The sequence below is a fragment of the Frankia sp. CeCAU1 genome, from assembly GCF_977971845.1.
In genome coordinates, this window is record NZ_CDWWXA010000065.1 from 1 (window position 1) to 25836 (window position 25836).

At 71.7% G+C, this 25836-nt stretch carries 20 protein-coding genes and 1 pseudogene; 11 read left to right on the top strand and 10 right to left on the bottom strand.

Annotated elements, in window-relative coordinates; genetic code table 11:
• On the top strand, positions 1 to 2277 hold a 2277-nt coding region (locus AC08OO_RS13000; RefSeq protein ID WP_476618549.1), incomplete at its 5' end, for an ArnT family glycosyltransferase.
• Positions 2278 to 2642: 365 nt separating this feature from the next.
• Entirely contained in the window at positions 2643 to 4025 is a 1383-nt protein-coding gene (locus AC08OO_RS13005) for a bifunctional glycosyltransferase family 2/GtrA family protein (RefSeq protein ID WP_476610255.1), read from the top strand.
• Here AC08OO_RS13005 and AC08OO_RS13010 read toward each other — a convergent pair.
• On the bottom strand, positions 4009 to 7452 hold the full coding sequence (locus AC08OO_RS13010; protein ID WP_476610239.1) for a pyruvate carboxylase: 3444 nt from the start codon (positions 7450 to 7452) through the stop codon (positions 4009 to 4011). The genes AC08OO_RS13005 and AC08OO_RS13010 overlap by 17 nt on opposite strands.
• Before the next feature lie 108 nt (positions 7453 to 7560).
• Between AC08OO_RS13010 and AC08OO_RS13015 the strand changes: the two genes are divergently transcribed.
• On the top strand, positions 7561 to 8745 hold the full coding sequence (locus AC08OO_RS13015) for a saccharopine dehydrogenase NADP-binding domain-containing protein (protein WP_476610240.1): 1185 nt from the start codon (positions 7561 to 7563) through the stop codon (positions 8743 to 8745).
• Positions 8746 to 8769: 24 nt separating this feature from the next.
• Here AC08OO_RS13015 and AC08OO_RS13020 read toward each other — a convergent pair whose 3' ends face one another.
• Positions 8770 to 10317, bottom strand: a complete 1548-nt coding sequence (locus tag AC08OO_RS13020) for a type I glutamate--ammonia ligase (protein WP_476610241.1) — start codon at positions 10315 to 10317, stop codon at positions 8770 to 8772.
• Between the two features lie 362 nt (positions 10318 to 10679).
• On the opposite strand from AC08OO_RS13020, the gene AC08OO_RS13025 reads away from it, so the two are divergent.
• Positions 10680 to 11834, top strand: coding sequence for an amidohydrolase family protein (locus tag AC08OO_RS13025; RefSeq protein WP_476618550.1), 1155 nt, complete (start codon positions 10680 to 10682; stop codon positions 11832 to 11834).
• A 55-nt stretch (positions 11835 to 11889) separates the two neighbouring features.
• On the opposite strand, the gene AC08OO_RS13030 is transcribed toward AC08OO_RS13025, so the two are convergent.
• Positions 11890 to 12375, bottom strand: a complete 486-nt coding sequence (locus tag AC08OO_RS13030; RefSeq protein WP_476606745.1) for a VOC family protein — start codon at positions 12373 to 12375, stop codon at positions 11890 to 11892.
• A 97-nt stretch (positions 12376 to 12472) separates the two neighbouring features.
• Here AC08OO_RS13030 and AC08OO_RS13035 point away from each other — a divergent pair, with 97 nt between their 5' ends.
• Positions 12473 to 13639: a helix-turn-helix transcriptional regulator gene (locus AC08OO_RS13035; RefSeq protein ID WP_476610243.1), complete on the top strand. Its 1167-nt coding sequence runs from the start codon at positions 12473 to 12475 to the stop codon at positions 13637 to 13639.
• A 302-nt stretch (positions 13640 to 13941) separates the two neighbouring features.
• On the opposite strand, the gene AC08OO_RS13040 is transcribed toward AC08OO_RS13035, so the two are convergent.
• Together AC08OO_RS13040 and AC08OO_RS13045 are read right to left on the bottom strand one after the other, a co-directional pair.
• The gene (locus tag AC08OO_RS13040; protein ID WP_476610244.1) at positions 13942 to 15387 is read right to left on the bottom strand and encodes a sensor histidine kinase; all 1446 of its coding nucleotides are present in this window, start codon (positions 15385 to 15387) and stop codon (positions 13942 to 13944) included.
• The gene (locus tag AC08OO_RS13045) at positions 15384 to 16103 is read right to left on the bottom strand and encodes a response regulator transcription factor (protein WP_476610245.1); all 720 of its coding nucleotides are present in this window, start codon (positions 16101 to 16103) and stop codon (positions 15384 to 15386) included. Before AC08OO_RS13045 ends, AC08OO_RS13040 begins: the two co-directional genes overlap by 4 nt.
• Here AC08OO_RS13045 and AC08OO_RS13050 point away from each other — a divergent pair.
• Positions 16102 to 16224 (top strand): hypothetical protein, encoded by a 123-nt coding sequence (locus AC08OO_RS13050; RefSeq protein ID WP_476610246.1) that lies wholly within the window; start codon positions 16102 to 16104, stop codon positions 16222 to 16224. The genes AC08OO_RS13045 and AC08OO_RS13050 overlap by 2 nt on opposite strands.
• 182 nt (positions 16225 to 16406) lie before the next feature.
• Positions 16407 to 17345 (top strand): acyl-ACP desaturase, encoded by a 939-nt coding sequence (locus tag AC08OO_RS13055; RefSeq protein ID WP_011434772.1) that lies wholly within the window; start codon positions 16407 to 16409, stop codon positions 17343 to 17345.
• 63 nt (positions 17346 to 17408) lie between these two features.
• Here AC08OO_RS13055 and AC08OO_RS13060 read toward each other — a convergent pair whose 3' ends face one another.
• Positions 17409 to 18047 carry a dTMP kinase gene (locus AC08OO_RS13060; protein WP_476610247.1) on the bottom strand — a complete coding sequence of 213 codons (639 nt, stop codon included), beginning with the start codon at positions 18045 to 18047 and terminating at the stop codon, positions 17409 to 17411.
• Between the two features lie 254 nt (positions 18048 to 18301).
• Between AC08OO_RS13060 and AC08OO_RS13065 the strand changes: the two genes are divergently transcribed.
• The 3 genes from AC08OO_RS13065 (at position 18302) to AC08OO_RS13075 (ending at position 20893) form a co-directional block, all read left to right on the top strand.
• A complete protein-coding gene (locus tag AC08OO_RS13065) occupies positions 18302 to 19108 on the top strand; it encodes a sensor histidine kinase (protein ID WP_476610248.1) in 807 nt (268 codons plus the stop codon).
• Positions 19105 to 19701, top strand: coding sequence for a hypothetical protein (locus AC08OO_RS13070; RefSeq protein ID WP_476610249.1), 597 nt, complete (start codon positions 19105 to 19107; stop codon positions 19699 to 19701). Before AC08OO_RS13065 ends, AC08OO_RS13070 begins: the two co-directional genes overlap by 4 nt.
• 154 nt (positions 19702 to 19855) lie before the next feature.
• The gene (locus AC08OO_RS13075; RefSeq protein WP_476610250.1) at positions 19856 to 20893 is read left to right on the top strand and encodes a CD225/dispanin family protein; all 1038 of its coding nucleotides are present in this window, start codon (positions 19856 to 19858) and stop codon (positions 20891 to 20893) included.
• 70 nt (positions 20894 to 20963) lie between these two features.
• On the opposite strand, the gene AC08OO_RS13080 is transcribed toward AC08OO_RS13075, so the two are convergent.
• Entirely contained in the window at positions 20964 to 21464 is a 501-nt protein-coding gene (locus AC08OO_RS13080) for a CD225/dispanin family protein (protein ID WP_476610251.1), read from the bottom strand.
• A gap of 482 nt (positions 21465 to 21946) precedes the next feature.
• On the opposite strand from AC08OO_RS13080, the gene AC08OO_RS13085 reads away from it, so the two are divergent.
• Complete coding sequence (locus tag AC08OO_RS13085; protein WP_476610252.1) at positions 21947 to 23293, top strand: glycoside hydrolase family 26 protein; 1347 nt, start codon at positions 21947 to 21949, stop codon at positions 23291 to 23293.
• Between the two features lie 51 nt (positions 23294 to 23344).
• On the opposite strand, the gene AC08OO_RS13090 is transcribed toward AC08OO_RS13085, so the two are convergent.
• From AC08OO_RS13090 to AC08OO_RS13100, 3 genes and pseudogenes are all read right to left on the bottom strand, one after another.
• On the bottom strand, positions 23345 to 24007 hold the full coding sequence (locus AC08OO_RS13090) for a TIGR03085 family metal-binding protein (RefSeq protein WP_476606755.1): 663 nt from the start codon (positions 24005 to 24007) through the stop codon (positions 23345 to 23347).
• A gap of 27 nt (positions 24008 to 24034) precedes the next feature.
• Positions 24035 to 25666, bottom strand: coding sequence for a sensor histidine kinase (locus AC08OO_RS13095; protein ID WP_476610254.1), 1632 nt, complete (start codon positions 25664 to 25666; stop codon positions 24035 to 24037).
• A pseudogene (locus AC08OO_RS13100) lies at positions 25666 to 25836 on the bottom strand (serine/threonine protein phosphatase); the annotation flags it as partial. The pseudogene AC08OO_RS13100 and the gene AC08OO_RS13095, both read right to left, overlap by 1 nt.

Below are 25836 nucleotides of genomic sequence, written 5' to 3' on the forward strand. Positions count from 1 at the left end.
CACGTGCCCTCCCCCGACGCCCCCACCGAGACCGGGCTCCCGGTCGGCGGCTCCGGTGGCCTCGTATCCGCCGAAGACGTATCCGCCGAGGACGCCCGCTGGGTCCGACCAGCACTGGTCACCCTGCTGGTGGGCACGGGTGTGCTCTACCTGTGGGGCCTCGGCGCGTCGGGGTGGGCGAACGCGTTCTACTCGGCCGCGGTCCAGGCCGGCTCGGTGAGCTGGGAGGCGTTCTTCTACGGTTCCTCGGACGCCGCCAACTCAATCACGGTCGACAAGCCGCCGGCCTCCCTGTGGGTCATGGCGCTGTCTGCCCGGATCTTCGGCCTGAGCGCCTGGAGCATCCTCGTGCCCCAGGCACTGATGGGTGTCGCCACCGTCGGCCTGCTTTACCAGACCGTGCGGCGGCAGTTCTCCGCCGGTGCGGGCCTGCTTGCCGGCGCGGTGCTGGCCCTGACCCCGGTCGCGGCTCTGATGTTCCGGTTCAACAACCCGGACGCCCTGCTCGTGCTGCTCCTGGTCGCCGCGGCCTACGCGACGTTGCGGGCGATCGAGCAGGCGAGCACCCGCTGGCTGGTGTTCGCCGGGGTCCTGGTCAGCTTCGCCTTCCTGACGAAGCTGCTGCAGGCGCTGCTCGTCGTCCCCGTCTTCGCACTGGTGTACCTGGTGACCGCGCCGACCTCGTTCTGGCGGCGCGTCCGGCAGACCCTGGCCGCGGGGCTCGGACTGCTGATCCCCGCCGGCCTCTTCATCGCGATCGTGGAGCTCGTCCCGGCGTCCTCCCGCCCCTACATCGGGGGTTCACAGCACAACAGCCTGCTGGAGCTCACCCTCGGCTACAACGGACTCGGCCGACTTACCGGCAACGAGACCGGCAGCGTTGGCGGTGGCCGGGGCGGCCGGATGGGCGGCCTGCCGGAATCCGTCGGGAACGGCGCGGCAGGCGCCGCTCCCGGCGGCGGCACGGTCCTCTTCGGCCCCGGGGGTCCGGGCGGCCGCGGGGGCGGCATGTGGGGCCAGGCCGGTTGGACCCGCATGTTCGGCTCGGAAGTCGGTGGTCAGATCTCCTGGCTGCTCCCGACGGCACTGATCCTGCTCGTCGCCGGCCTGTGGATCACCCGGCGCGCCCCGCGGACGAACCGCGCCCGCGCCGCCTTCCTCCTCTGGGGCGGCTGGCTGCTCGTCACCGGCATCGTCTTCAGCCAGATGAAGGGCATCTTTCACGCCTACTACACGGTGGCGCTCGCCCCGGCGGTCGGTGCCCTGGTGGGGATGGGCTGCGCGCTGCTCTGGCGTCATCGCCGGCATCCCGCCGCCGCCGTGGTCTCGGCTGCCACGATGGCCGCCACCGCCGCCTGGTGCTACACCCTGTTGAACCGCACCCCCCAGTGGCATCCGTGGATCCGGTACGCCGTGCTCGTCGCCGGGATCATCGCGGCGCTCGGGTTCCTCGCGGCCATCCGACTGCCGCGGCGGGCCGCGCTCGGCGTCGCCGCCGTGGCGCTGGTCGCCGGGCTCCTCGGACCCGGCTCGTATGCCATCGCCACCGCGGCGACCCCGCACACCGGCTCGATCCCGGCGGCGGGTCCCGCCGGCGCCGGCTTCGGTGGGCCGGGTGGCGGCCGCTTCTTCCGCATGGGCCAGGGCGGCCTGCAGGCCGGCCGTCAGCGGGGCTTCCCGCCGCGGGGGATGGGCCGCGGGGCACAGGGCGGCCCACAGGGCGGTGGAATCTTCCCCGGCGGGGCCTTCCCCGGCGGTGGGCAGCAGATGCCCGGCGGCCAGGCCGGTGGTGGTGCCGGGACCGGAACCAGCGCGCTGGGGAACGGGATCCTCGGCGGGCGGGAGAGCCGGGGCGGTGGCCCAGGCGGTCTACTCAGCGCCGTCACTCCCAGCGACGCGATCGTGAAGCTGCTCAGGCAGAACGCGGACTCCTACACCTGGGTCGCCGCCGCGGTCGGTTCGAACAGCGCGGCCGGATACCAGCTCGCGACCCAGGACCCGGTCATGCCGGTCGGCGGGTTCAACGGGAGCGACCCCTCGCCCACCCTGGCGCAGTTCAAGCAGTACGCCGCCGAAGGAAAGATCCACTACTTCATCGGCGGCGGCGGCAGCTTCGGTCAGGCCAACGGCGGTAGCTCGTCCTCACGGGAGATCTCCAGCTGGGTGACGGAGAACTTCGCCTCGAAGACGGTCGACGGCGTGACCCTCTACGACCTGACCGCACCGAAGACCGGCGCCACCACCGGCTCCACGACGGGCACCGGCGTCACTGCCTGACGCCGCGGTGGCCTGACGCGGACGGGCGTCCAGCCCGTGGGCCACGGGTGAACGCGACGCCCACCAGGATGCTGCGATCGCCGTCGCGATCCTCCTGGTGGGCGTCACCGCGTTGGCGCGATGCCTCGCCGACGCGATGCCTCACAGTTATGGTTCCAATCCGCTCCGCACCACAACCACAACCACCGAGGCGGTCCTCAGCCCGGCCTGCGCTCACAGCAGGCGCACAGCATCGGCACACGAGCGGCACAGCTCCCGAACCGAGGGTGGAGAGCATGACGATGACACGGATGCCTTCCTCGACGACCGTGATCTCCGGGACGACCGTGATCTCCGGGACGACCGAGGCCTCCGGGACGACCGGAATGACCGGGACCTTCGAGACGACCGGGAGCACCGGGGAGAGCATTCCCGTTCAACATCATCATCCCGGGTGGCTCGGGCCGGACGGCGGCCGGCCGCGCCCGGTGCTGGACGTCGTCATCCCCGTGTACAACGAGGAGAACGACCTCGCCCCCTGCGTCCGACGGCTGTATGCCCACCTGACCGGGATGTTCCCGTACCCCTTTCAGATCACGATCGCCGACAACGCCAGCACCGACGGCACCCTGGCCATCGCCCAGGCGTTGGAGAAGGAACTCCCCGAGGTCGCCGCGATCCACCTCGAGGCCAAGGGCCGCGGCCGGGCACTGCGGGCGGCCTGGGGCCTCTCGCCCGCACCGGTGCTCGCCTACATGGACGTCGACCTGTCGACCGACCTCGCCGCGCTGCTGCCCCTGGTGGCTCCGCTCATCAGCGGCCACTCGGATCTCGCGATCGGCACCCGGCTCTCCCCCGCCTCCCGGGTCGTGCGGGGACCGCGCCGGGAGGTGATCTCCCGCTGCTACAACCTGATCCTCCGCAGAACCCTGGCGGCCCGGTTCTCCGACGCGCAGTGCGGCTTCAAGGCGATCCGCGCCGACGCCGCGGCGGGCCTGCTACCCCTGGTGGAGGACAGCGGCTGGTTCTTCGACACCGAACTGCTCGTCCTGGCCGAACGGGCCGGGATGCGCATCCACGAGGTCCCGGTCGACTGGATCGATGATCCGGACAGCCGCGTCGACGTCCTCGCCACGGCCATCGCCGACCTGAAGGGTGTGGTCCGCCTCTTGCGGGCGTTCGGCAGCGGAAAGCTGCCGCTCGCCAAGCTGCACCAGGAGTTCGGCCGAGGTCCGCTCACCGCCGGCCACGCCGAGGAGGGCAAGGTCGTCGAGGTCCCGGGGGTACCGAAGGGACTCGCCGGTCAGCTCCTGCGATTCGCCGCGATCGGGGTCGCCAGCACGCTGTCCTATCTGGTGCTCTTCGTCCTGCTGCGGACAGTCACCGGGGCGCAGATCGCGAACCTGCTGTCGCTGCTTCTCACGGCGGTCGCGAACACCGCGGCGAACCGGCGGCTGACCTTCGGTCTCACCGGTCCGCGGCGCGCCGGTCGCCACCATCTGCAGGGCCTGGTGGTGTTCGCCGTCGGCCTCGGCCTGACCAGCGGTTCGCTCGCGCTCCTGCACGCGGCGAGCACGAACCCCGGCCGCGGCCTCGAACTCTCCGTGCTGGTGCTGGCGAACCTGGCCTCCACGGTCATCCGGTTCCTTCTGCTACGCGCCTGGGTCTTCCGCCCGGACCGGGAGGCGAGGAACGTGGCCGGGATGCCCCCGGCCACGACACCCCCGCGGAGGCGGGCCCCGACCGGCGAGATCAGGGACGCAGAGTAAGCAGCAGGTCGCCGACCTCGACCGAGTCGCCGCTGGAGCGGACGAGCTCCACGACGGTCCCGCCCACCGGGCTGGTCACCGCGGCCTCCATCTTCATCGCCTCCACCACCGCCAGCCGCTGGCCCTTCGTCACCGTGTCGCCCACCGCGACGCTGAACGTGACGATGCCCGGCAGCCCGGCGCCCACCTGGTTCGGATCGGCGGCGTCTGCCCGACGGGCCGCCGTGGTGGTGGCCGTGATGGACGCGTCCCGGACCCGCACCGGCCGGGGCTGGCCGTTGACCCGCAGGTACAGGGTGCGCATCGCGGAGTCGTCCGGTTCGGAGAGCGTCTCCAGCTCCACGATGATCTCTACTCCGGGCTCCAGGGTGACGGTGAGCGGAACGCCAGGCCGCAGCCCGTACAAAAAGCCGTCGGTGGGGACCACGGAGGAGTCCCCGTAGGCGTCCACCGCCCGCAGATAGTCCTTCCACGGGCCGGGGAAGAGCAGCCTGGACAGGGCCACCCGCCGGGCCCCCGGGAAGGAGAGCTCGTCGGCGTCCGCCGCGTCGAGGTCGACGGACGGCGGCGACGGACGGCGCCCGGCCAGCGCCCGTTCCCGGAACGGTTCGGCGAAGCCTGCCGGCGGCGTGCCGAGTTCGCCCGCGAGGTAGCCGAGCACGCTGGCCGGCAGGTCGAACTCCTCGGGATGCGCACGCAACCGGTCCACGTCGACGGATCCGCCGGCGATGAACAGAGCCAGGTCACCGACGACCTTGCTGGTCGGCGTCACCTTGATGGGCTTGCCGAGCAGCTCGTTGGCGATCGCGTAGCACTCGGTGACCTCGGCCCACCGGTCCCCCAGTCCCAGCGCGATCGCCTGCTGACGCAGGTTCGTCAGCTGGCCGCCGGGAATCTCGTGCCGGTACACGGCCCCGGTCGGGGCCCGCAGCCCCGCCTCGAACGGGGCGTAGAGGTCACGCACGGCCTCCCAGTACGGCTCCATCGCGGACAGCGCGGACAGCGCGATGCCGGTCGCCCGGGGAGTGTGGTCGGTCGCCGCCACCAGCGCGGACATGTTGACCTGGCTGGTGCCGCCGGACATCGGCGCGGCGGCGGCGTCCACCGCGTCCACCCCGGCCGCGGACGCCGCGAGCAGGGTGGCGAGCTGGCCGCCCGCGGTGTCGTGGGTGTGCAGGTGGACGGGCCGGTCGAAACGCTCCCGCAGGGCCGTCACCAGCGTGGCCGCCGCCGCCGGGCGCAGCAGTCCCGCCATGTCCTTCACGGCGAGCACATGCACACCCGCCTCGACGAGCTCTTCGGCGAGGCGCAGGTAGTAGTCGAGGGTGTAGATCCGCTCCGCCGGGTCGGAGAGGTCACCGGTGTAGCAGAGCGTCCCTTCGGCGATCGCCCCGGTACCGAGCACCGCCTCGATCGCCGGGCGCATCTGCTCGATGTCGTTCAGCGCATCGAAGATCCGGAAGATGTCGACGCCGGTCGCTGCGGCCTCGGCGACGAACGCCCGGACGACGTCGTCCGGGTAGGGGGTGTACCCGACCGCGTTGCGCCCCCGCAGCAGCATCTGCAGGCAGATGTTCGGCGCGGCCTGGCGCAGCGCGGCGAGCCGCTCCCACGGATCCTCCGCGAGAAAGCGCAGCGCGACATCGTAGGTCGCCCCGCCCCAGGCCTCCAGGCTCAGCAGGTTCGGCGTCAGCGCGGCGTACGACGGGGCGGCCGCCAGGATGTCGAAGCTGCGCAGCCTCGTGGCCAGCAGCGACTGGTGGGCGTCACGCAGGGTGGTGTCGGTGACGGCCAGCGCCTCCTGGGCGCGCAGCCACGCCGCCCAGCCCGCCGGCCCGAGCTCCGTCAGCAGCTGCCGGGATCCCGCCGCCGGCGGCTGCGTGCCGCCGGACGCCGTGCCGCCGGACGCCGTGCCGCCGGACGCCGTGCCGCCGGACGCCGCCACCTGCGCGGGCGCGGGCGGCAGCAACTCCCGGGGGTCGGTCAGGGCGACCGCCGGGCGCGGGAATCCGTTCACCGTGCTCTCGGCGAGGCGAGCCAGCAGCCGGCTGGTCGGGTCCGCCCCCTTGCCGGGAGCGAGCAGCTCCGGCCGTTCATCGATGAACGACGTGCTCACCCCGCCGGCGAGGAAGCCGGGGTCAGCGAGGAGCCGCACCAGGAAGTCGATGTTCGTGCGCACCCCGCGGACCCGGAACTCGTTCAGCGCCCGCCGGGCGCGCCGCGCAGCCTTCTCCAGCGTGTTACCCCGGGTCGTCAGCTTCACCAGCAACGAGTCGAAGTACGGGCTGACTTCGGCCCCCGGGTACGTGGCGCCGTCGAGGCGCACCCCCGGACCGCCGGGTGACTGGTAGAAGCTGATCGTCCCGGTGTCGGGCCGGAAGCCATCCGAGGGATCCTCGGTGGTGACCCGGCACTGGATGGCGGTGCTGCGCAGGACGATCTGCTCCTGGATGAGGTTGAGGCCGGCCAGGCTCTCCCCATCGGCGATCCGCAGCTGCGCCGCAACCAGATCAACCCCGGTGACCTCCTCGGTGACCGTGTGCTCGACCTGGATCCGGGGATTCATCTCCATGAACGTGTACCGGTCGTCGGCGCCGAGAAGAAACTCGACCGTGCCCGCATTGACATAGCCGACATGCCGGGCGAACCGCACCGCGTCGGCGCAGATGCTCGCCCGGACCGCCTCGTCGAGCTGCGGCGCCGGGGCGATCTCCACGACTTTCTGGTGCCGGCGCTGCACCGAGCAGTCCCGCTCGTACAGATGGATGATGTTGCCGTAGGCGTCGGCCAGGATCTGGACCTCGATGTGGCGCGGCCGGTCCACCGCCTGCTCCAGGAAGATCGTGCCGTCCCCGAAGGCGGCGGCGGCCTCCCGGGACGCGCTCGCCACCGCGTCGGCGAGGTCGGCGGGGCGTTCCACCCGCCGCAGGCCGCGCCCCCCACCACCGGCGGAGGCCTTGACGAACAGCGGGAAGCCGATCTCCTCGGCGGCGGCGAGCGCCCCGGCGCCCTCCGGCAGCGGCACCGAGGCGCGCAGCACCGGCAGCCCGGCGGCCAGCGCGGCGTCCCGGGCGGCGACCTTGTCTCCGGTCAGCCGCAGGACCGCCGGGGGCGGTCCGACGAAGGTGACGCCGGCGGTGGCGCACGCATCGGCGAGCACCGCCGACTCCGACAGGAAGCCGTAGCCGGGGTGCAGCGCGTCGGCCTCCGCCTGCTTGGCCACGGTGAGCAGGGCATCGATGTCCAGGTATCCGCGCACCGGGTGCCCGGGGCCACCGATCTCGTAGGCCTCGGACGCCTTTGTCCGGTGCAGCGCGGAAACGTCTTCGGGCGTGTAGACCGCCACCGTGCGCAGGCCCAGTTCCTGAGCGGCTCGGAAAACACGGACGGCGATCTCGCTACGATTTGCAACCAGTACCTTACGCACACGCGCCTCCTCGGACGGGTGCGCATCATTGTGGGGTGTGCAGGCCCTTACGTGCCAAAGTAACGTCTCAAGGGCCACCTTCGACAGATGGGCATAACGTCGGGACCCATGACGGCCCGTATCGTAGTGTTCGGCGCGACCGGTTACACCGGCCGGCTGGTGACCGCGGAACTCGTGGCTGCCGGGCACCGACCTGTCCTCGCCGGCCGCACGGAGACCAGGGTCCGTGCCCTCGCTGCCGCCTACGACGGCCTGGAGACCGCCGTGGCTGACGCGGCCGACGTGGCCGACGTGGCTGGCGCGGCCGACCGGACGGAGGCTCGGGACGCGGCCGACGGCGCGTCGCTGGCCCGCCTGCTCGGGCTCGGCACCGGGGACGTGCTCGTCTCCACGGTGGGCCCGTTCCGCCGGTTCGGGCGACCGGTCGTGGCGGCGGCGGCCGCGGTCGGCGCGCACTACCTGGACTGTTCCGGGGAGGGCGCGTTCCTGCGGCACGTCTTCACCGAGGTCGGCCCGCGAGCGGCGGCGTCCGGGGCGGCGTTGATCCCCGGCGCCGGCTTCGACTTCGTCCCCGGCAACCTCGCCGGAGCACTGGCCCTGCAGGCGGCCGGCGGCGAAGCCCGCCGCCTCGACGTCGGCTACCTCGTCATGGGCGCTCTCGGGATGAGCAGCGGAACGCGGGCAACCCTGCTGGCCGCGCTGACCGAGCCCGTCATCGTGCTGCGCGGCGGCGTCCTCGTCGAGCGCCCGCTCGCCCGCGAGGTGCGGTCCTTCCGATCGTCCGGCAAGGTCACCGGCGGGTCGGGCTGCCGGCGGGGACACCCGGCGGTGCTGTGGTCGGGAGGGGAGCCGTTCACCCTGCCCCGGCTCGCACCGGCGCTGACCGACGTCGCGACGTACATCGGCGGCGTCGACCGCGGCATCCGCGTGGGGCAGGCACTGTCGTTCCCCCTGTCCGGGCTGCGTCGTTTCCCACCGAGCCGGGCGCTGCTGGCCGCCGCCGCCCGGTCCGCCCTGCGGACGACCGGCCGCGGACCGGACCGGGCGGCGCGTGCCCGCGCCGGGGCGCAGGTGTTCGCGCTCGCCCGGGACGCCACCGGCCGGGAACTCGCCACCGTGCGGCTGGAAGGTCGCGACCCCTACGCCTTCACCGCTCGGATCATGGCATGGATGGCGGGACATCTCGCCGCGGGCACCGTCGCCCGCGCCGGCGCGCTTGGCCCGGTCGACGCCTTCGGCGTCGAGGACCTGGAGCGGGCCGCCGCCGCGGCCGGACTGCGCCGGGTGGGCTGATACCCGGTCAGCACCGCCGGCAGGTCAGTACCGCCAACGGGTCGCCGCGACGACGGCGGCCGGGTCGGCCTCGGCGAACCGGTCGATCTCCGCGCGCCGGACGGCGGCGACCGTGTCGTGCAGCTCCCGTCCCAGGGCGCGGTGCAACACCTCGTCGACCTCGAAGGCGGCGACCGCCTCGCTCAGGCTGGTGGGCAGGCGCCGGATGCCGCGGCGGGCCCGTTCGGCGGGGTCGAGCGAGGCCGGGTCAACGTCCACCGGCTCCGGCAACGTGGCCGCCGCCGCTAGCCCCGCCTGCCCGGCGGCCAGCAGACCGGCCACCAGAAGGTAAGGATTCGCGGCGAGGTCGAAGGATTTCACCTCCAGGTTCGCCGCCTGGCCGACCGCGGCCGGCGGCCCGGGGATCATACGCAACGCGGCCTCCCGGTTCTCCCGACCCCAGCAGGCGTGGACACCCGCCCACGTCGATGGCACCAGTCGCAGGTAGGAGGCAACGCTCGGGGCGCCGAGAGCCATCAGCGCCGGCAGCCGGCCGAGGATCCCGGCGGCGAACGCCTCCCCGGCAGCGGTCAGTCCGAGCGGCCCGTTGCCACCCGCCATGAGGTTGATCCGGCCCGGGCGGGCGGAGCCCCCACCGGTCCGGGCCAGACCACCCGGGTACGGGCCACCGGAGTTCGCCCCACCCGGGCCTCCGCCCGAGGCCGTGGGCCGGGGCGGGGCCGGCGGCCGGTCGGGAGCGTCGCTCCACAGGCTCAGATGCACGTGGCCGCCGTTGCCCACGTTGTCGACGAGAACCTTGGGGGCGAACGAGACGCGCAGGCCATGGCGCCTGCTGACGCCGCGCACCGTCTCCTTGACCAGCACGCACGTGTCGGCGGCGCCGAGGGGATCCTGCGCGGCGACGGACACCTCGAACTGACCGACCGCGTACTCGGGATGGATCTGCTCGACGACCAGCCCCTCCTCGGTGAGCGCGGTGACCACGTCCCGCAGGTAGTCACCGAGTTCGGCCACCCTGATCATCCCGTACGCCGGCCCGGAAGCGGCCGGGGCGAACTCGTCGGAACCGGCCGGGGAGACGGCCCATTCGACCTCGAACGCCATCATCGCCGTCAGGCCGTGCTCGGCGAGCAGGGCCGTCTGGAGGCGGACGAGTTCCCGGCCGTCCTGCGGGTGTGGTCGGCCGTCCTGGTCGCGACGGTCGGCGGGGGCCCAGGCCCAGCCGGGCTGGGCGGCGAGGGGTGTCAGCCGGTCCAGGTCGGGATGCAGCCGCAGATCCCCGACGGGACCTCCAGCGTAGCGCCCTGTCGTGATCGAGTCATCGGCACCGAACACGTCGAACACCGGCGACACGCCAACGCCCCACACCGCCGCCGTGCCGAGCCGGCCGATCGGCACCCCCTTCATCCGAGCGATGCCGCTGTTGTCGACGTAGGTCACCGCAACACAGACGACGCCGCGTACCTCCAGGTTCGTCGCCGCATGCCGGGCCGCCGAGGCGAGCCGATCACGCCTACGATCCTCTCCGGAGATGATCCGAGGGGCGAACTCGTCCAACGCAGGCTCGTTCATCCTCACCTTCCCCACGGGTCTCCCCTGTCCCCATGGTCGCGCGTACGCCTGCCGGACGCCGGGCGGGGCGTACGGCAGGGCGGCGCCTCACTCTCCCGCGATGTTACGGAGAGCAACAAAATTCGGCCGGATCGAAGGAGAAGCCAGCTGTTCACAACAAGCGCTCCGAGTGTTGTCCACAGTTGACGCCGACGCAAGAAGAGATGAAAACACGGCAACATCATCGACTTTCGGAACGACTGTCCCCAGGAAGCCAGGAGTAATCCACAAGTTATCCACAGGCCTGCCGTGGACTTGGGGATGACCGAGTGTGTCCAGTACGGTCAGGCATGACCCCACCTTCCAGGGGGGATCATCGATGGGTGGGCCGCCCGGTGGAACCTTTCGTAGATCACGAGCTCGTCGACCATCACTGCCATGGTCTGGTCGGCCGCGATCTGACTCGCCCGGAATTCGAAAGCATGATCACCGAGGCGGAACACCCCGGACCACCGGGGACGACGCTGTTCGACAGCCAGATCGGCTTCGCCCTGCGGCGCTGGTGCGCGCCGGTGCTCGACCTGCCGGCGCATGCCGCACCGGAAGACTACCTCGAACGCCGGGCGGAGCTTGGCCACGCCGAGGTGCACCGGCGGCTGCTGCGTGCCTGCGGGATCACCACGTTCTGCGTTGACGCCGGATTCCAACCGGAGCCGCTGACCAGCGCCGCGGAGCTGGCCGAGCTCGCCGGCGGACGCGGCGTGGACGTGGTGCGGTTGGAGCGGGTCGCCGAGCAGGCCGCGGTCGACGTCATCACCGGGCAGATCGGCATGACCCACCTCGCCGACACCGTGCGGGCCCGGCTCGAATCCACCCGCCCCACCATGGTCGCGGTGAAGTCGGTCGCGGCCTACCGCGGCGGCCTGGAGCTGCCCGCGCAGCGACCGACCGACCGCGAGGTCGCCGCCGCCGCTCGCGGCTGGATCCACGAGATCCGCGCCGGCGCCCCGATCCGGCTGACCGACCCCACCCTGCATGCCTTCCTCATCTGGTGCGGGGTCGACGCGCGGCTCCCCATCCAGATCCACGTCGGATACGGGGACAGCGACATCGACCTGCGCCGGGGCAACCCACTGCTACTCACCGGCCTGCTGCGGGCGATAGCACCGACCGAGGTCAGTGTGCTGCTGCTGCACTGCTACCCGTTCCACCGGGAGGCCGGCTACCTGGCCCAGGTGTTCCCGAACATCTACCTTGACCTCGGGCTCGCCATCCACAACTGCGGCCGCGGCTCGGCCGGCCTGCTCGCGCAGGCACTCGAACTCGCCCCGTTCGGCAAGTTCCTCTTCTCCACCGACGCCTTCGCGCTCGGCGAGCTGTACCTGCTCGGGGCCGTCCTGTTCCGGCGTGGGCTGTCGGCGTTCCTCGCGGCGGGAGTCGCCGACGACGCCTGGACCGCGGCGGACGCCGAGCGGGTCGCCCGGCTCATCTGCGCGGACAACGCCCGCCGCGTCTACAACCTGTACAACCTGCCCTGACCAGCGACCTGCCCTGACCAGCGACCTGCCCTGACCAGCACGGGCGGCTCGGCGGTCAGCCGGCGGCGGCTGGCGGGCAGAGGCAGAACGGGTGACCGACCGGGTCGAGAAGCACCCGCCACCGGTCCCCGCCCGGCTGGAACTCGGCCTGCCTCGCCCCGAGGCCTTCCGCCAGGGCGATGGCGGCCGTCAGGCCGGCGACCCGGAAATCCAGGTGGAACTGCTGCGGGGAGTCCTGGTCCGGCCAGCGCGGCGGCTGGTAGCCCGCCACCCGCTGGAAACCGATCATGATCTCGGTCCCCGGTGGGGTGAGGTATGCCCAGGCCCCCTCGTCGTCGGCGCCGGCGACGCCCCAGCCGGTCAACGTGCCGTAGAAGGTCGCGAGCTCCTTCGCGTCCGGACAGTCGAGCATCAGCCCGGCCCAGGTCACCGCCGCGTCACTCGCGAAGCCAGCACTTGCGGACCCAGCCGCCGCACCGGTAGCGGCCGTGTCCCCGGTCCTGTCCACACCCGTCTCCCGAGCCGGGTCCGTTCCCACCATGGCGATCTCCTTCGCGTTCCGGTGTCGATGCGTCGGATCCCATCCTCGAAGCCATACCTGACTTCTCCTGGCAGGTATGGCCCGGGGAGAATCGGGCATGCGTGCCAGCCGGCTCCTCTCCGTCCTGCTGCTGTTGCAGACCCGTGGGCGGCTCACGGCGCGTGAGATCGCCGACGAGCTCGAGGTCTCCGTGCGGACGGTCTACCGGGATCTGGAGTCCCTCGCCGAGGCCGGGGTTCCGGTGCTGGCAGACCGCGGTGCCACCGGCGGGTACCGGCTGCTCGACGGCTTCCGCACCCGGCTGACCGGGTTGACCTCCGGCGAGGCCGACTCCCTGTTCCTCGCCGGCATGCCGGCGGCCGCCGGCGAGCTTGGGCTCGGCACGATGCTCGCGGCGGCGGAACTGAAGCTGATGGCGGCGCTGCCCGAGCAGCTGCGCGAACGGGCCGGCCGGGTGCGGGAGCGCTTCCATCTCGACGCGCCCGGCTGGTTTCGGGCCACCGAGGACACGCCGCTGCTGACCGAGGTGGCAGCGGCGGTGTGGGAGCAGCGCCGCGTCCGGGTCGCCTACCGGCGTTGGCGGCCCCCCCGCGAGATCATCCGGCACCTCGAACCGCTCGGCGTGGTCCTCAAAGGCGGCACCTGGTACCTGGTCGCCAACGTCGCACACGGCACCCAGGGCGTAGGCCTGGCCGAGGACGCTGGCAGCACCCGAGACCCTGACGGCACCCGAGCCGCAGGCGCCACCGAGAGTGCGGACGGCAGCGGAGGCACGGAACCGGCGGACGGGCCGGCCACTCTGCCCCGGGTGTACCGGGTCGCGAAGATCCTCAGCCTTGAGACGACCACCGAGACGTTCGAACGGCCGCATGGCTTCGACCTCGGTGCCTACTGGGCCGGCTGGACGGCCCGCTACGAATCCGAGGTCTACCGGGCGCGGGCGACCGTGCGGCTTTCCCCGACCGGCGTGACGATGGCCCCCTTCCGGCTCCCCCCGGCGGTCGCCCGCGCCGTCCGGGAGACGGCGAGCGCACCGGAGGAGGACGGCTGGGTACGCGCGGTCGTGCCGATCGAGTCCGTCCGGCACGCCGAGCGCGAGCTGCTCGTACTCGGCCCGGATCTGGAGGTGCTCCACCCCCCGGAGCTACGCGAGGCGATGACGCGCGCCGTGGGCGCGCTCGCCGCGCTATACGGCGCACCGGCGCCGGGCAACGACGGAAGTCGCAGGCCCGTCGCCGGTAACCACAATCTGCCGGTACCCTGACTGCCGGTACCCTGACTGCCAGTACCCTGAAGCCTCCGGACGCCGCGTGGCGCCTCGGCGCTTCGCCTGAATCACTGGGATGACGCCGGTACCAGGCTGCCAACCTTCACGGACGGTGGATGTCCACGCCCCTTACTCAGCGAGGGTCCACCCGTTCTTACACTCTGTACGCGATAGCAGGCTCTCCAGATAGGCGCGGGCCTGTTCCCTGGCCGTATCAGTACTGAAGACCGATGCGCCGGAAAGAGACCACATAGAGATCACTACGGCTGTGGTACTACGGCACACGAAGATGATGTCCGTTACCGGCTCCACGATGCCGCCTCCGGCACCGGCACCGGCAGCAGGAACCGGAAGACCGTGCCGGCGCCGACGGCACTGGACACCTCGACCCGGCCGCCGTGGGCGGCAGCGGTCGCCGCGACGATGGACAGCCCCAACCCGTTGCCACCATGCCCCCGGGCCCGGCTGTCCGCGGCCCGGTAGAAGCGGTCGAACACGTGCTCGGCGACCTCCGGTGGCATGCCCGGCCCGTGGTCGATGACGTGAAGCTCCGCGCCCCCGGGGGTCCCGGGACCGGCGGGGCCGGTCGGCGCAGCGTCCGCCGGCAGCGCCTGCAGCCGCACCTCGATCGGCGTCTCGGGCGGGGTGTGGACGCGGGCGTTGGTCAGGAGGTTGCCGGCGAGCTGGCGCAGCGCGTTCTCGTCGCCGAGGACGACGCAGCTCGCCGGGAGCTCGGCGCTCACCGGGCGCCCGGGGGCCGCGACCCGCAGGTCGGCGACGGCGTCGCGGACGAGCCCGGCGAGGTCGATCCCGGCCCGCCGCATCGGTCGCTGCTCGTCGAGGTGGGCCAGGTACAGCAGGTCGTCGACAAGGGTGCTCATTCGGGCGGCCTCCTCCTGGACCCGGCGTAGCGCGTCATCCGCGTCGACCGCCGTCACCATTCCGCCGCGCAGCAGATCGGCGTAGCCGCGGATCGAGGTCAACGGCGTCCGCAGCTCGTGGGAGGCGTCGGCGGCGAAGCGGCGGAGCTGCTCCTGGGATGCGACCCGGGCGGCGAACGCGGCCTGGATCTGGCCGAGCATCGTGTTGAGGGCCGTGGCGAGCTGACCGGTCTCCGAACGGGCCGACCCCGCCGGCACCCGCCGGTCGAGATCCCCCCCGGCGATCGCCGACGCGGTGGAGATCATCTGACGCAGTGGGCGCAGGCCACGGGTCAGCCACACCCAGGCGAGCACGGCGATCGCGGCAAGCACCGTGAGACCCACCGCGACTTCGATCATCACCAGTCGGTGGACCGTCTCCGTGACCGGCTTCAGCGGCAGCGCGACGAGGACCCGCGGCCCGCGCGGACTGTCCCGGACGACCGCTCGGTACCGCTCCCGGTCGGCGATGACGGTGAACGGTGCGGCACCCCGGTCCCCGGCGGCGTCCAGCAGGGGCGTGGCCGGCGGCGTGGGAGTCACCGAACCCGCGATGCGCAGCACCGTCCCGTCCGTCCGCCGGATCTCCACCAGGTAGTCGGTCGGCGCCACGGCCCGCTCCACCCCGGCCCGGCCCAGCGCCTCCCACCGGGACAGATAGACAGCGGCCGGCAGGCCGCCCAGCACCCGCGCGCGGGTGAGCTGCTGGTCGATCCGGTCGTCCAGGTAGGCACGCAGCGCGAACACGCTCGCCCCACCCACGATTACCAGTCCCAGTGCGGTCAGCGCGATCAGGCCGGACATCAGCTTCAGGCGGAGCGTCACCGGTTGGACCCCGCCACCGGAAGGCGCAGCACGTAGCCAAAACCGCGCTGGGTGTGGATGAGGGACGGGCCGTGCCGGCCGAGCTTGCGCCGCAGGTAGCTGACGTACTGGTCCACGATGGTCGACTCGCCCGCGTAGTCGTAGCTCCACACCGCGTCGAGGATCTGGGTCCTGGACAGCACCCGGTTAGGGTTGGTCAGGAAGTACCGCAGCAGGGAGAACTCCGTCGGCGACAGCTCGATCGGCTCCCCGGCGCGGCGGACGAGATGGGCGTCCGGGTCGAGTTCCACGTCGGCGAACCGCAGCGGGGACGGCGGCGCGGGTGCCGGTTCGGCCGGCGGGGGTGACGTCCGGCGCAGCACGGCCCGGACCCGGGCGACGAGCTCGTCGACGGCGAACGGCTTGGTGACGTAGTCGTCGCCGCCGTAGGTGAGGCCGGCGACCTTGTCCCGGTGAGCGTTGCGCGCGCTCAGGTAGACGACGGGTACCGGGTGCCCGTCCGCGCGCAACCTCCGGCAGATCTCGAAGCCGTCGATGTCGGGCAGCATCACATCAAGGATCATCAGATCCGGCCGGGCCGCGACGGCCAACCCAAGCGCCGCCCGACCGGTGGTCGCGGTCAGGACGTCGAAACCGTGGAAACGTAACGCCATCCGCAGCAGATCGACGATGTTCGGCTCATCGTCGACGACCAGCACACGCGGGGCAGTGGACATGTCCGGCTCCCTGGAGGCGACCTCGATGTGGCGGGTGGACGGCGATACGGACGGCGATGTGGACGGCGATGTGGACGGCGATGCCGGCATCGTCCGCATCGAGTTCATCCGAGCACCATGAGAGTTCGGTGTGAGCCGGATGCCGACCGGGCGCGCCGGGACTGTCCGCCCGGGCCTACTCGCCGGGCCTGGCGAGGAGGCCCGGTCCCGCAGCGGGCACTGCCTCGGCGGAACAGTTCCACGCTCGGTAATCCACACCCGTGGGACATGGTTAACACATGATCCCTCTGGAACAGTTCCCCAATGAAATCACTCACGGACATCGACCTGATACGCGATCTGGAGCCCGTCGCCGAGGCCAACCTGAACCGGCATCTCGGCGTCGCTGCCGAATGGATGCCGCACGAGTACGTGCCCTGGGGCGAGGGCCGCGACTTCGACAGCCTCCCCTGGGAGCCCGGGCAGTCGAAGCTTTCGCAGATCGCGCAGATCGCGTTCGAGGTCAACCTGCTGACCGAGGACAACCTGCCCAGCTACCACCGAGAGATCGCGGACGCGTTCGGCCAGGACGGCGCCTGGGGAAGCTGGGTGCACCGGTGGACCGCCGAAGAGGGGCGCCACTCCATAGCGATGCGCGACTACCTCCTGGTCACCCGGGCGGTGGACCCGATCGCCCTCGAACGCAACCGCATGTACCAGATGGGCAAGGGCTACGACAGCCGGAACAAGTCCCCGCTGGAGGCAACGGTGTACGTCTCCTTCCAGGAACTGGCGACCCGGGTGAGCCACCGCAACACCGGCCGTTTCTGCGGGGAACCGATCGCCGAGAAGCTGCTCACGCGGGTGGCGACGGACGAGAACCTGCACATGATCTTCTATCGGAACGTGATCGCGGGGGCGCTGGAGCTCGACCCCTCGCGTACCGTGGTGGCCATCCGCGACGAGCTCGTCAACTTCCAGATGCCCGGCACCGGCATCCGTGACTTCGGCCGCAAGGCGATCCAGATCGCCCGGGCCGGCATCTACAACCTGCGCATCCACCACGACGACGTGGTGTTGCCGGTCCTGCGTCACTGGCGGTTCTTCGACCTGGAGGGCCTGAATGGCGAGGCTGAGAAGGCCCGCGAGGAGGTCTCCGCCTTCGTCACCGGGCTCGACGCCCTCGCGACGCAGCAGGAAGCGAAGCTGGCGCGGACCACGGAACGTGCCACCCGGCGAGCCAAGGCGCTGGCCTCGGCCTAACGCATAACCTGCATAACCCAGAAACCCGGGAAACCCGGGATGGTCTCACTGTCCGTAGCGTCCCTACCGGGTGGCGAAGTGTTCGCAGATCGTGTCGACACCAGTCTCCCGGTCCACCACCAGCCACGGGGAGACCCAACTCCGGGCCGCCAGCTCCTCGTACATCCGCGCGCACCGCTCCTGCAGCCCGTCGTCGGATTCGAAGGTGTCCAGCGCCCGCCCCCGGTCGGCCCCGGCGCGGGCGAGCGTACCCGCCCGCGCCGTCCCCACCGGGATCCGCAGCAGGACCTGGAGATCGGGCACCGGCAGCGCGAGCGCGCCGAGTTCCAGCTCGGCGATCCAGGCGGGAAAGCTCTCCCGCTCGGTGGCCGGCAGCCGCGCCGCGCCGTACGCCGCGTTCGACGCCACGTAACGATCGATGATCACCAGATCGTGCGTACGGACGAGGGCGTCGAGTTCGGGACGGGAGTTGGCCCGGTCGAGCGCGAACATCATCGCGCTCGCCCGGGGGGAGGCCGCGAGCGGCGCAAGCCGCGGATCGCCGGCCAGCAGGCCGCGCACCGCCGGGCCGAGGGGCTCGGTCGCATAGCGGGGATAGGCGAGCGTCGCGACGCTGCGGCCGGCGGCGGTGAGGCGGACGACCAGCCGCCCGGTCAGCGTGTTCTTGCCCGCGCCGTCGACGCCTTCGATCGCGAGAATCATCCGCCTGGCACCTCCCCGCCACCGGCCGTCGTGAGCCCTCGGGCCGCGACGGCCACCCTCAGGCCGCAGCGTAACCGTAACAAGGACACAATCCGTAACAAGGGCATCGCAAGGACACGTCGAAACCGGTCGACCACCGGCCGGGCGCTTCCTCCTCCCGGCTGCGTCCCGGCTCCCGGCTGCGTCCCGGCCCGTACGCCGGATACGTCCAATGGCGGATGTCGGCACGACGGCGGCTCGCTACCGTCGGAGAGATGGTAGAGGCCAGGCGCGGCATCTTCCCGGTGATCGGTGACGTCCTGTTCACCGCGTTCACCGCGGCGGCGTTGCTCCGCGGTTCCGGGGAGGTTGGTGCCGACCAGGTGCCCCCCTCCCGGCCGTTGGATGCCTTCGCCTACGTGCTGCTCGCTCTGCTGGCCGCAGCCATCCCCCTGCGCCGCCGGGCTCCGTTGGCCATGCTGATGGCCACGAGCCTGCTCCTCGGCGGCTACCTCGGCACCGGCTACCCGCACGGCCCCGCGTTCTTTCCCGTGATCGTGTCCGGGCTCGCGGTCGGGCTACGCCACGACCAGCGGACGACGAGCCGAGCCCTGGGGGTCTGCGTTCTGCTGATCTTCCTCGGCTCGGTCGTCGCGCTCCTGCGGGGATACGCCGACGGCGGCTGGAAGTTCGGCATCGCGATGATCGGGACGGTCGCGTCCTGCACCGTCCCCGCCTTCGTGGGCGCCTTGATCAGACTCAACCGCATCGCCTCTGCGCAGGCCAAGGAGGAGGCGACCCGCCGCCGGATCGAACAGGAACGGCTGCGGATGGCTCGCGAGGTCCACGACGTCGTGGGCCACAGCCTGTCCATTATCTCCCTGCAGGCCGCGGTGGCGCTGCATGTGCTGGACCGGCGTCCCGAGCAGGCCCAGGTGGCCCTGGAGGCCATCCGCCGGACGAGCGTCGACGCGCTGGACGAGCTGCGGGCCACCCTGACGTTCACCCGGGCCGGCCGGCGGGCGGACCCGGTGCTGCGTCACATTGCGTACGACGATGCCGCCGCTGGACGGACGACGTGAGGGGGCGGCCACACCAGTCTGATTCCCATGATGACAACCACTGGCGGGCCCGGTTCGCCATCACCCTCGAATACAGCCAGGGGACGCTGCGAACCCTGTTCCTACGGGAGCCCCGGCGGCTGGGTTGGCTCGCCGGACGCACGGCGGTCATGCTCGCCCTGGTGGCGGTGGCGCTCGTCGCCGCGCTGGTGGTCAGCATCGTCGTCGGGCTGGCCGTCGCCGGGATCCGGGACATTGACACGTCGGCATGGTGGAGCGCCGACGCGCTCGGGGAGGCGGCGTCGAGCTACCTGAACGCGCTGGTGGCCGCCGTTTTCTTCGGACTCGCCGGGACCGTGCTCGGGCTGGTCCTGCGGTCGACGGCGCTCACCCTCGCCGTCGGGATCGCGTGGACGTTTCCGATCGAGCACATCGTCCAGGAGTCCTGGAGCGGAGCGGGCCGGGTCTTTCCCGGACTGGTCTTCGACGCGATCGGCCAGGGAGGTACCGCCGATGCCGGCTACGGGTCGGTGCTGCTGGTCGGAGGTCTGTATGCCGCCGGTGCGGCGGTGGTCGGGGCGGTGAGCCTGGCCCGCCGGGACGTCACGGCCTGACAGCACGAATCTGCCAAGGCAGACGAATGACGGACTGATGGCGGACGGATCGCCTATCATCACCGCTGATGGCGCCCGGCCGACGACGGGGAATGGCGGTTCGCATGGTGCCTTCCGATCGGAACCGCGGCGACGTCGTCAAGCGGATCGGACGTTGACCCCGCTCAACCGGCTGGTTCGCGAACTCGGTGGCGTCGACGCCTACGCCGTGCTCGGGGTGGCGCGCACCGCCGAGCGGGCGGAGATCCGCCGGGCGTACCGGGCCCGCGTCCGGGCCCATCATCCGGACAATCCCGCCAGCCGGGACGCACAGTCCATGCGCACGATGCAGCTCCTCACCGTGTCCCACGAAATCCTCGACAGGTGGCGGGACGAGTACGACGCCCGCCTCACCGGGTCGCCCTCGTCCCCGACACCGGACGCGGGCGGCCCGGGATCGACGAACCACACCGGCCGGACGAATACCGGCGCCCGCACGAACGCCGGTTGCCGGACGGACACCGGTTGCCGGACGGACACCGGTTGCCGGACGGACACCGGTGCCCGCTGGGATCCCTGGACCGCGGCCAACACCGGCCCGCGGTCGGGCTCACGCATCAGCGACCCGTCATCCCGCACCACCGGCACCACCCAGCGTCGCCCGAGGACCGATCGGCCCCGCAGCCGCTGGGACGAGGAGCTCCGCCCGCCTCCGACCGGACCGTTGCGGTGGAACACGAACAACGTGGGGCGGCCTGGGCCAGGGGACACCGGCGGCCACTACTACTCGAGCGGACATCACTACTCGACCGGCTACCCGCGGAATCGACACAACGACACCGGCCCCCATCCGGGCTGGCCCGGAACACAGGCCCACCGACCCGCCGAACCCCACCAGACGCTCCGGCGGCACGCGCAGACACCACGGCACGCGCGGACGCGGCAGCGGCCGGGGACCGAGGCGACGCCAAAGGTCGGCAATTACCTGGCTCTCGCGATCCTGACGACATTCCTGTGCGCACCGCTCGGCGTGATGGGGATCATCAACTCCTCGCGCGCGTCGAATCGACTCCTTGCCCACGACGTCGCCGGGGCGCGCCGGGCATCGCGTCGCAGCCTGGCCTGGTGCCTGGCCGGACTCGTGTTCGGCCTCCTCTTCCTCGCGTCTCTCTCGGTAATGGCGGGGCTCTGCGGCGGGAGCTCCATCGGCTGACGAGCCGACGAGCGGGCCAAGCCGACGGCCGTTACGACGAGAGCCTGACTCTCGGTCAGGCCACGCTCCTTCAGATGCGAGCGGGTGGGAGCGTCGAATACGACGTGCTGGAATCGGTCTCGAAGCCGCCGGCCAAGCCGATGACGAGGATGACCAGGAACACCACGATGATCGAGATGGCCGAGATGATGCACCACATCCTGGCCTTCTTGGAGGCGTCCAGCGCGCCGTTGATGTCGCCGATCTGCTGGCGGCTCTGCACCTTGGTGGCATAGACGATTGCCACCACACCGGCGGGCAGACAGCACAGCAGGGTGACCACGATCGACTGCCACAGGTAGGTCGGGATCGGCTGGTTGTAGGGCGGAGGTGGGCCGAACCCACCCGGGCCGCCGTATCCCAGCGGGGCACCGTAGCCCTGCGGCGCGCCGTACCCACCGGGCGGGGGTCCATAGCCGGGCGGTGGAGGGCCGTAGCCGCCCTGGCCGTAGCCGCCCTGGCCGTAGCCGCCCTGGCCGTAGCCGCCCTGGCCGTGACCGTCGGCGGGAGGGTACTCGGGTGGCTGGGACATTGGGTGCTCTCCTGTTGTCGTCGTGGCGGGCGAGCCGGTGAACGGCCCCGCCACCGCGCCTGGCCGCATAACCCCCGGGGCGCTCGACCAGGCACCGCCGACACTCCACCGACGCGTGATCCCCGACCCGTGCGCGGGATCCGTGACGCGAGGTGGGTGGACCACCAGGCACATCCCAGGCTCCGCGCGCACATTGTGGCACAGCCAGCGTGTCGACCAACCGGCGTGCCGACCAGCCGGGCTCCACGCCACCCGAGAGCCCCACCGCCCGAAACCCCCGAGTTCCGACAAGTCGGCCTAGCACGTCGGTGTAGTGTCTCGTCCGAACTATCTAGACACGGCAGCCGGCGTCGAGGGGGCGACCGGAGGTCGGTCCGGTCCGTCTCAGGCTGCTGTGCGACATGGAGGTCATCCGCTTCGGTGCCGAAGCCGGGACCCGGGGGGGTCCTGACGACACTGCCACGCACGGAGGGATACCCGCGGTGAAGCACCGAGCGGAGGGCAATCCCAGCCCGCCGAGAGTCCGATCCGGTTCCCGGCGTGGGCGCCGCCGTCCGCGTCACCCTGCCTGGATCGCGTCACTGGGCGTGATGGCTCTGATCGCTGCCGTAGTCGGGTGGACCCTTGTCCCCGAACGCGACACCGGGGGCGAGGGCTCGGCGACAGTCGAGGCCACCGCCATCCAGCACGGGAAGCCCCGACACGGCGATGACCCCCAGGTACACCCCAGCCTCTCGGCGGGCAGCCTCTCGGCGGGCAGCGTCTCGGCGGGCACGACCGGCGGAAACTCCCGCGCGACCGTCGGCTCGCCGTCGCCCGCCCCGGTGCCCGCAGGCGCCCCGGCCGGTACGGCCCCGCGGACCGCCGCCAAGCCGACGACCCCCGGCGCCGCGGCCCGGGTCACGAAGCCCGCGGTACAAGTGCCCGTCATCCCCGTCGGTGGTGGGGGCGGTTCGGTGCCCGGCGGCATGAGCGGCGTCGCCGCGGGGACGATGACGCAGGTACGGGCCTGGGAGAGCTTCCGCGGCTCGCCGGTCAACGTCGTGCTCACCTTCACCGACAGGTCGAGCTGGCAGACCATGACGAACCCGTGGCTCGGCTCGGGCCCGGAGAAGTTCTCGACCTTCGCCGGCACCTGGGTCATCTCGCAGTCCTTCTACCCCACGGGCGGTGGGGACATGAACTCCTGCGCGAGCGGCGCCTACAACGGCCACTGGGCGGACTTCGGCCGGTGGCTGGTGGCGAAGGGCCGCCCGGCGAGCGTCATCCGGCTCGCCTGGGAGTTCAACGGCGACTGGTTCCCGTGGTCGGTCTCCAAGACCAACCCCACCACCTGGGTGAACTGCTTCCGCCAGGTTGTCAGCGCGATCCGCTCGACGGATCCGCAGGCCCGCATCGACTGGGCGCTGAATGCGCACAGCAGCGGAGCCTGGGCCGTCTACCCCGGTGACCAGTACGTCGACATCATCGGCATCGACAGCTACGACCAATGGCCGGCGAGCACGGACGACGCTGCCTTCGCCAGTCAGTGTCACGCCGAAGCCGGGCTCTGCTCGACGATCGCGTTCGCCCGCCAGCACGGCAAGCAGTTCTCGGTCCCGGAATGGGGACTCGTCGGGAAGAGTGATACCGGGGCGGGCCGCGCCGGCGAGGCCGGCGGCGACAACCCGGTGTACATCCGCAACATGTACCAGACGTTCGCTGCGAACCGCGACATCCTCGCCTACGAGACGTACTTCAGCGATTCGTCACCCGGGAACGTGCACTCCTCCCTGGTGAACCCGACAGAGCATCCCGCTGGCGCGGCCACCTACGCCTCGCTCTGGTAACGCCCCGCCCCGATAGCGGCACGGCTCCGACCGGATCGCAGCCGCCGGGAGCTAGGGACCGGTGGGAGCCGCGCGGAACCGCTCGATGTCGGCGTCGGAACCGCGCAGCTCGACCCGGGCGACCTGGCCCCGCCCGAACGCGTACAGCACGATCTCCTCAGGTGGCCCGACGATCTCCACCACCGGCTCGCCGCCGTGCAAGGCGCGCCGGCCAGGAGCGTCCGTACGCTCCGCCACGACACCCAGGCCGGCTCGCCGGAACCCGGCGAACCCGATCAGCAGCAGAGCGGTCCACATCGCGTCACGGCTTCTGGTGTCAAGCTCGCGAGGCTCCCAGCCAGGGGCGGCGCGGCGGATGTCCTCGGCGTGCACGAAGAACTCGACCAGGTTCATGGCATCGTCGATCAGGCCGATGCGGGTCGGCTGCCACCACGGCGGCCCGGCACGGAACGTCTCGACCAACTCGGGAAAGGTGTGGGCCCGCATGGTGGCCCGCTCGGCCCGCTCCGTGATGCCGTGCAGCCGACCGACGATGAGCCCGGGAGCGGCCCACGGCACCCGCTCGCGGGTGACCAGGTGCGCCACCAGATCATGGTTCGTCCATCCGGCGCAGAGGGTGGACGCCGCCGGGCCACGCTCGGCCAGCAGGTCCGCGAGCTCCCGCCGCTGCGCACGGGCCCCTGGCCGGGTGGGAACCGCTCCTGACCCCATCATGTGCGGCACTCTAGGCGATGAGGCGACTCACGGCGGGTCTCTGGCCGTTGGAAGTCTCCGGTTAGGGAAGGTGAACCGGAAAGTGGTTCCGTCCTTCACCGCGCCGTCCAGCCAGATCCGGCCGCCGTGGAACTCGACGATCTTGCGACACAACGCCAGCCCGATGCCCGTGCCCTCGTAGACATCCCGACCGTGCAGCCGCTGGAAGATCACGAAAATCTTCTCGGCGTACTCCGGATCGATTCCGATCCCGTTGTCGGCGCAGTACAGCTCCCACTCGTCCGCCCGGTCGACGACACCGACATGCACGGCGGGAACCGTCTCGGCCCGGAACTTCAGCGCGTTCCCGATCAGGTTCGCGAACAGCTGGGTGAGCAGGACGGGGTCCCCGCGCACGACCGGCAGATCATCCGCGGTGACCTCGGCCCGGGCGCTCTCGATCGCGATGGACAGCGCTCCCACCGCCCGGTCGAAGATCTCCCCCAGGGGCACATCGACGAAACCGTCAGTAGTCCGCCCAACCCGGGAGAAGGCCAGCAGATCGTTGATGAGCTGCTGCATCCGCTTCGCGCCGTCCACCGCGAAAGCGATGTACTGGGTGCCCCGCTCGTCGAGCCTGTCACCGTAGCGTCGCTCCAGGAGCTGGCAGAAACTCGCCACCTTCCGCAGCGGCTCCTGCAGGTCGTGCGAGGCGACATAGGCGAACTGTTCCAGGTCACGGTTGGAGCGCCGCAGCGCCTCGGCCTGCGCCTCCACCGCGGACCGCGCCGCCCGCGCGACCCCGAGCTCCCCGATCAGCTGGCGTCGCATCGACTCCACGTCGGCGGCGAGCGAGGCGATGTCCGGGGGACCGGTCGGCTCGACCACGTGATCGAGATGTCCGGAGGCGACGGTTCGCGCATCGTCGCTCACCCGCTCGAGCGGGCGGGTGACCCAGGACCGTAGCGCCCGCGCGATGACCGCCAGGAGTACGGCCATGACGGCCGCGCCGGTCACCAGCGCGAAGATCAGGAAACGGAGCGCCGCCGTGACGTGCTGGCGGGCCCGGACTTCCCTGGCCCGCAGGTCCGCCTCGAGGTCCCCGGCCGCGGCGCGGACCGCCTCGAAGCGGGTCTTGCCGAACTCCGGTGACAACAGGCGGGCCGCCGCGGGACCGCCCACCCGCACCGCGTTGATGGCCGGATCGGCGTAGTCGCCGTGCCAGGCCCGGATCCGGTCCTCCAGCACGGCGAGCCTCGCCAGCAGGTCGGGGCGCTCCACGAGCCGTCGGTGCAGGTCCGCGAGCAGCGTGCGCTCGGCCCTGCGCCCTTCGTTGTAGGGCTCCAGGAAGTCCTCGCTGCCCTGGAGCAGGTAGCCCCGCATCCCGGTCTCCTGGTCGACCAGGCTGGAGACCAGCTCGGTGGAGCTCAGCAGAGCCGGGGCGAGGACGTCGCTGCGCGCGTGGAGGGCGTCATCAAGCCGGACCAACGACGAGACGACGAGACCAGCGACGATCATCAGCACCATCGCTGCCACCGCGTAGGTCACCTCAAGTCGACGGCGCAGGCGCCAGACGGACCCGACCCGGCCGCGCTCCACCGCTCCGCTCGGCCCCGCGTCGCCCGCTCCCCCGTCGCTGACGTTCGGGTGGGTGACGTTCGGGTGGGTGCGCTCCGGCATCAGCCGGCACCCCAGATCAGCAGCAGGAGCGCGACGTCGTCGGTCAGCGGGCCGCCATTGCGCGCCTCCACCCGGTCGATCAGGTTGTCGAGCAGCCCGTCGGGATCGTCGGCGGGGCAGAGTTTGGCGATCTCGGGCAGCACGCCCTCCCAGCCCAGCGGTTCCCCGCC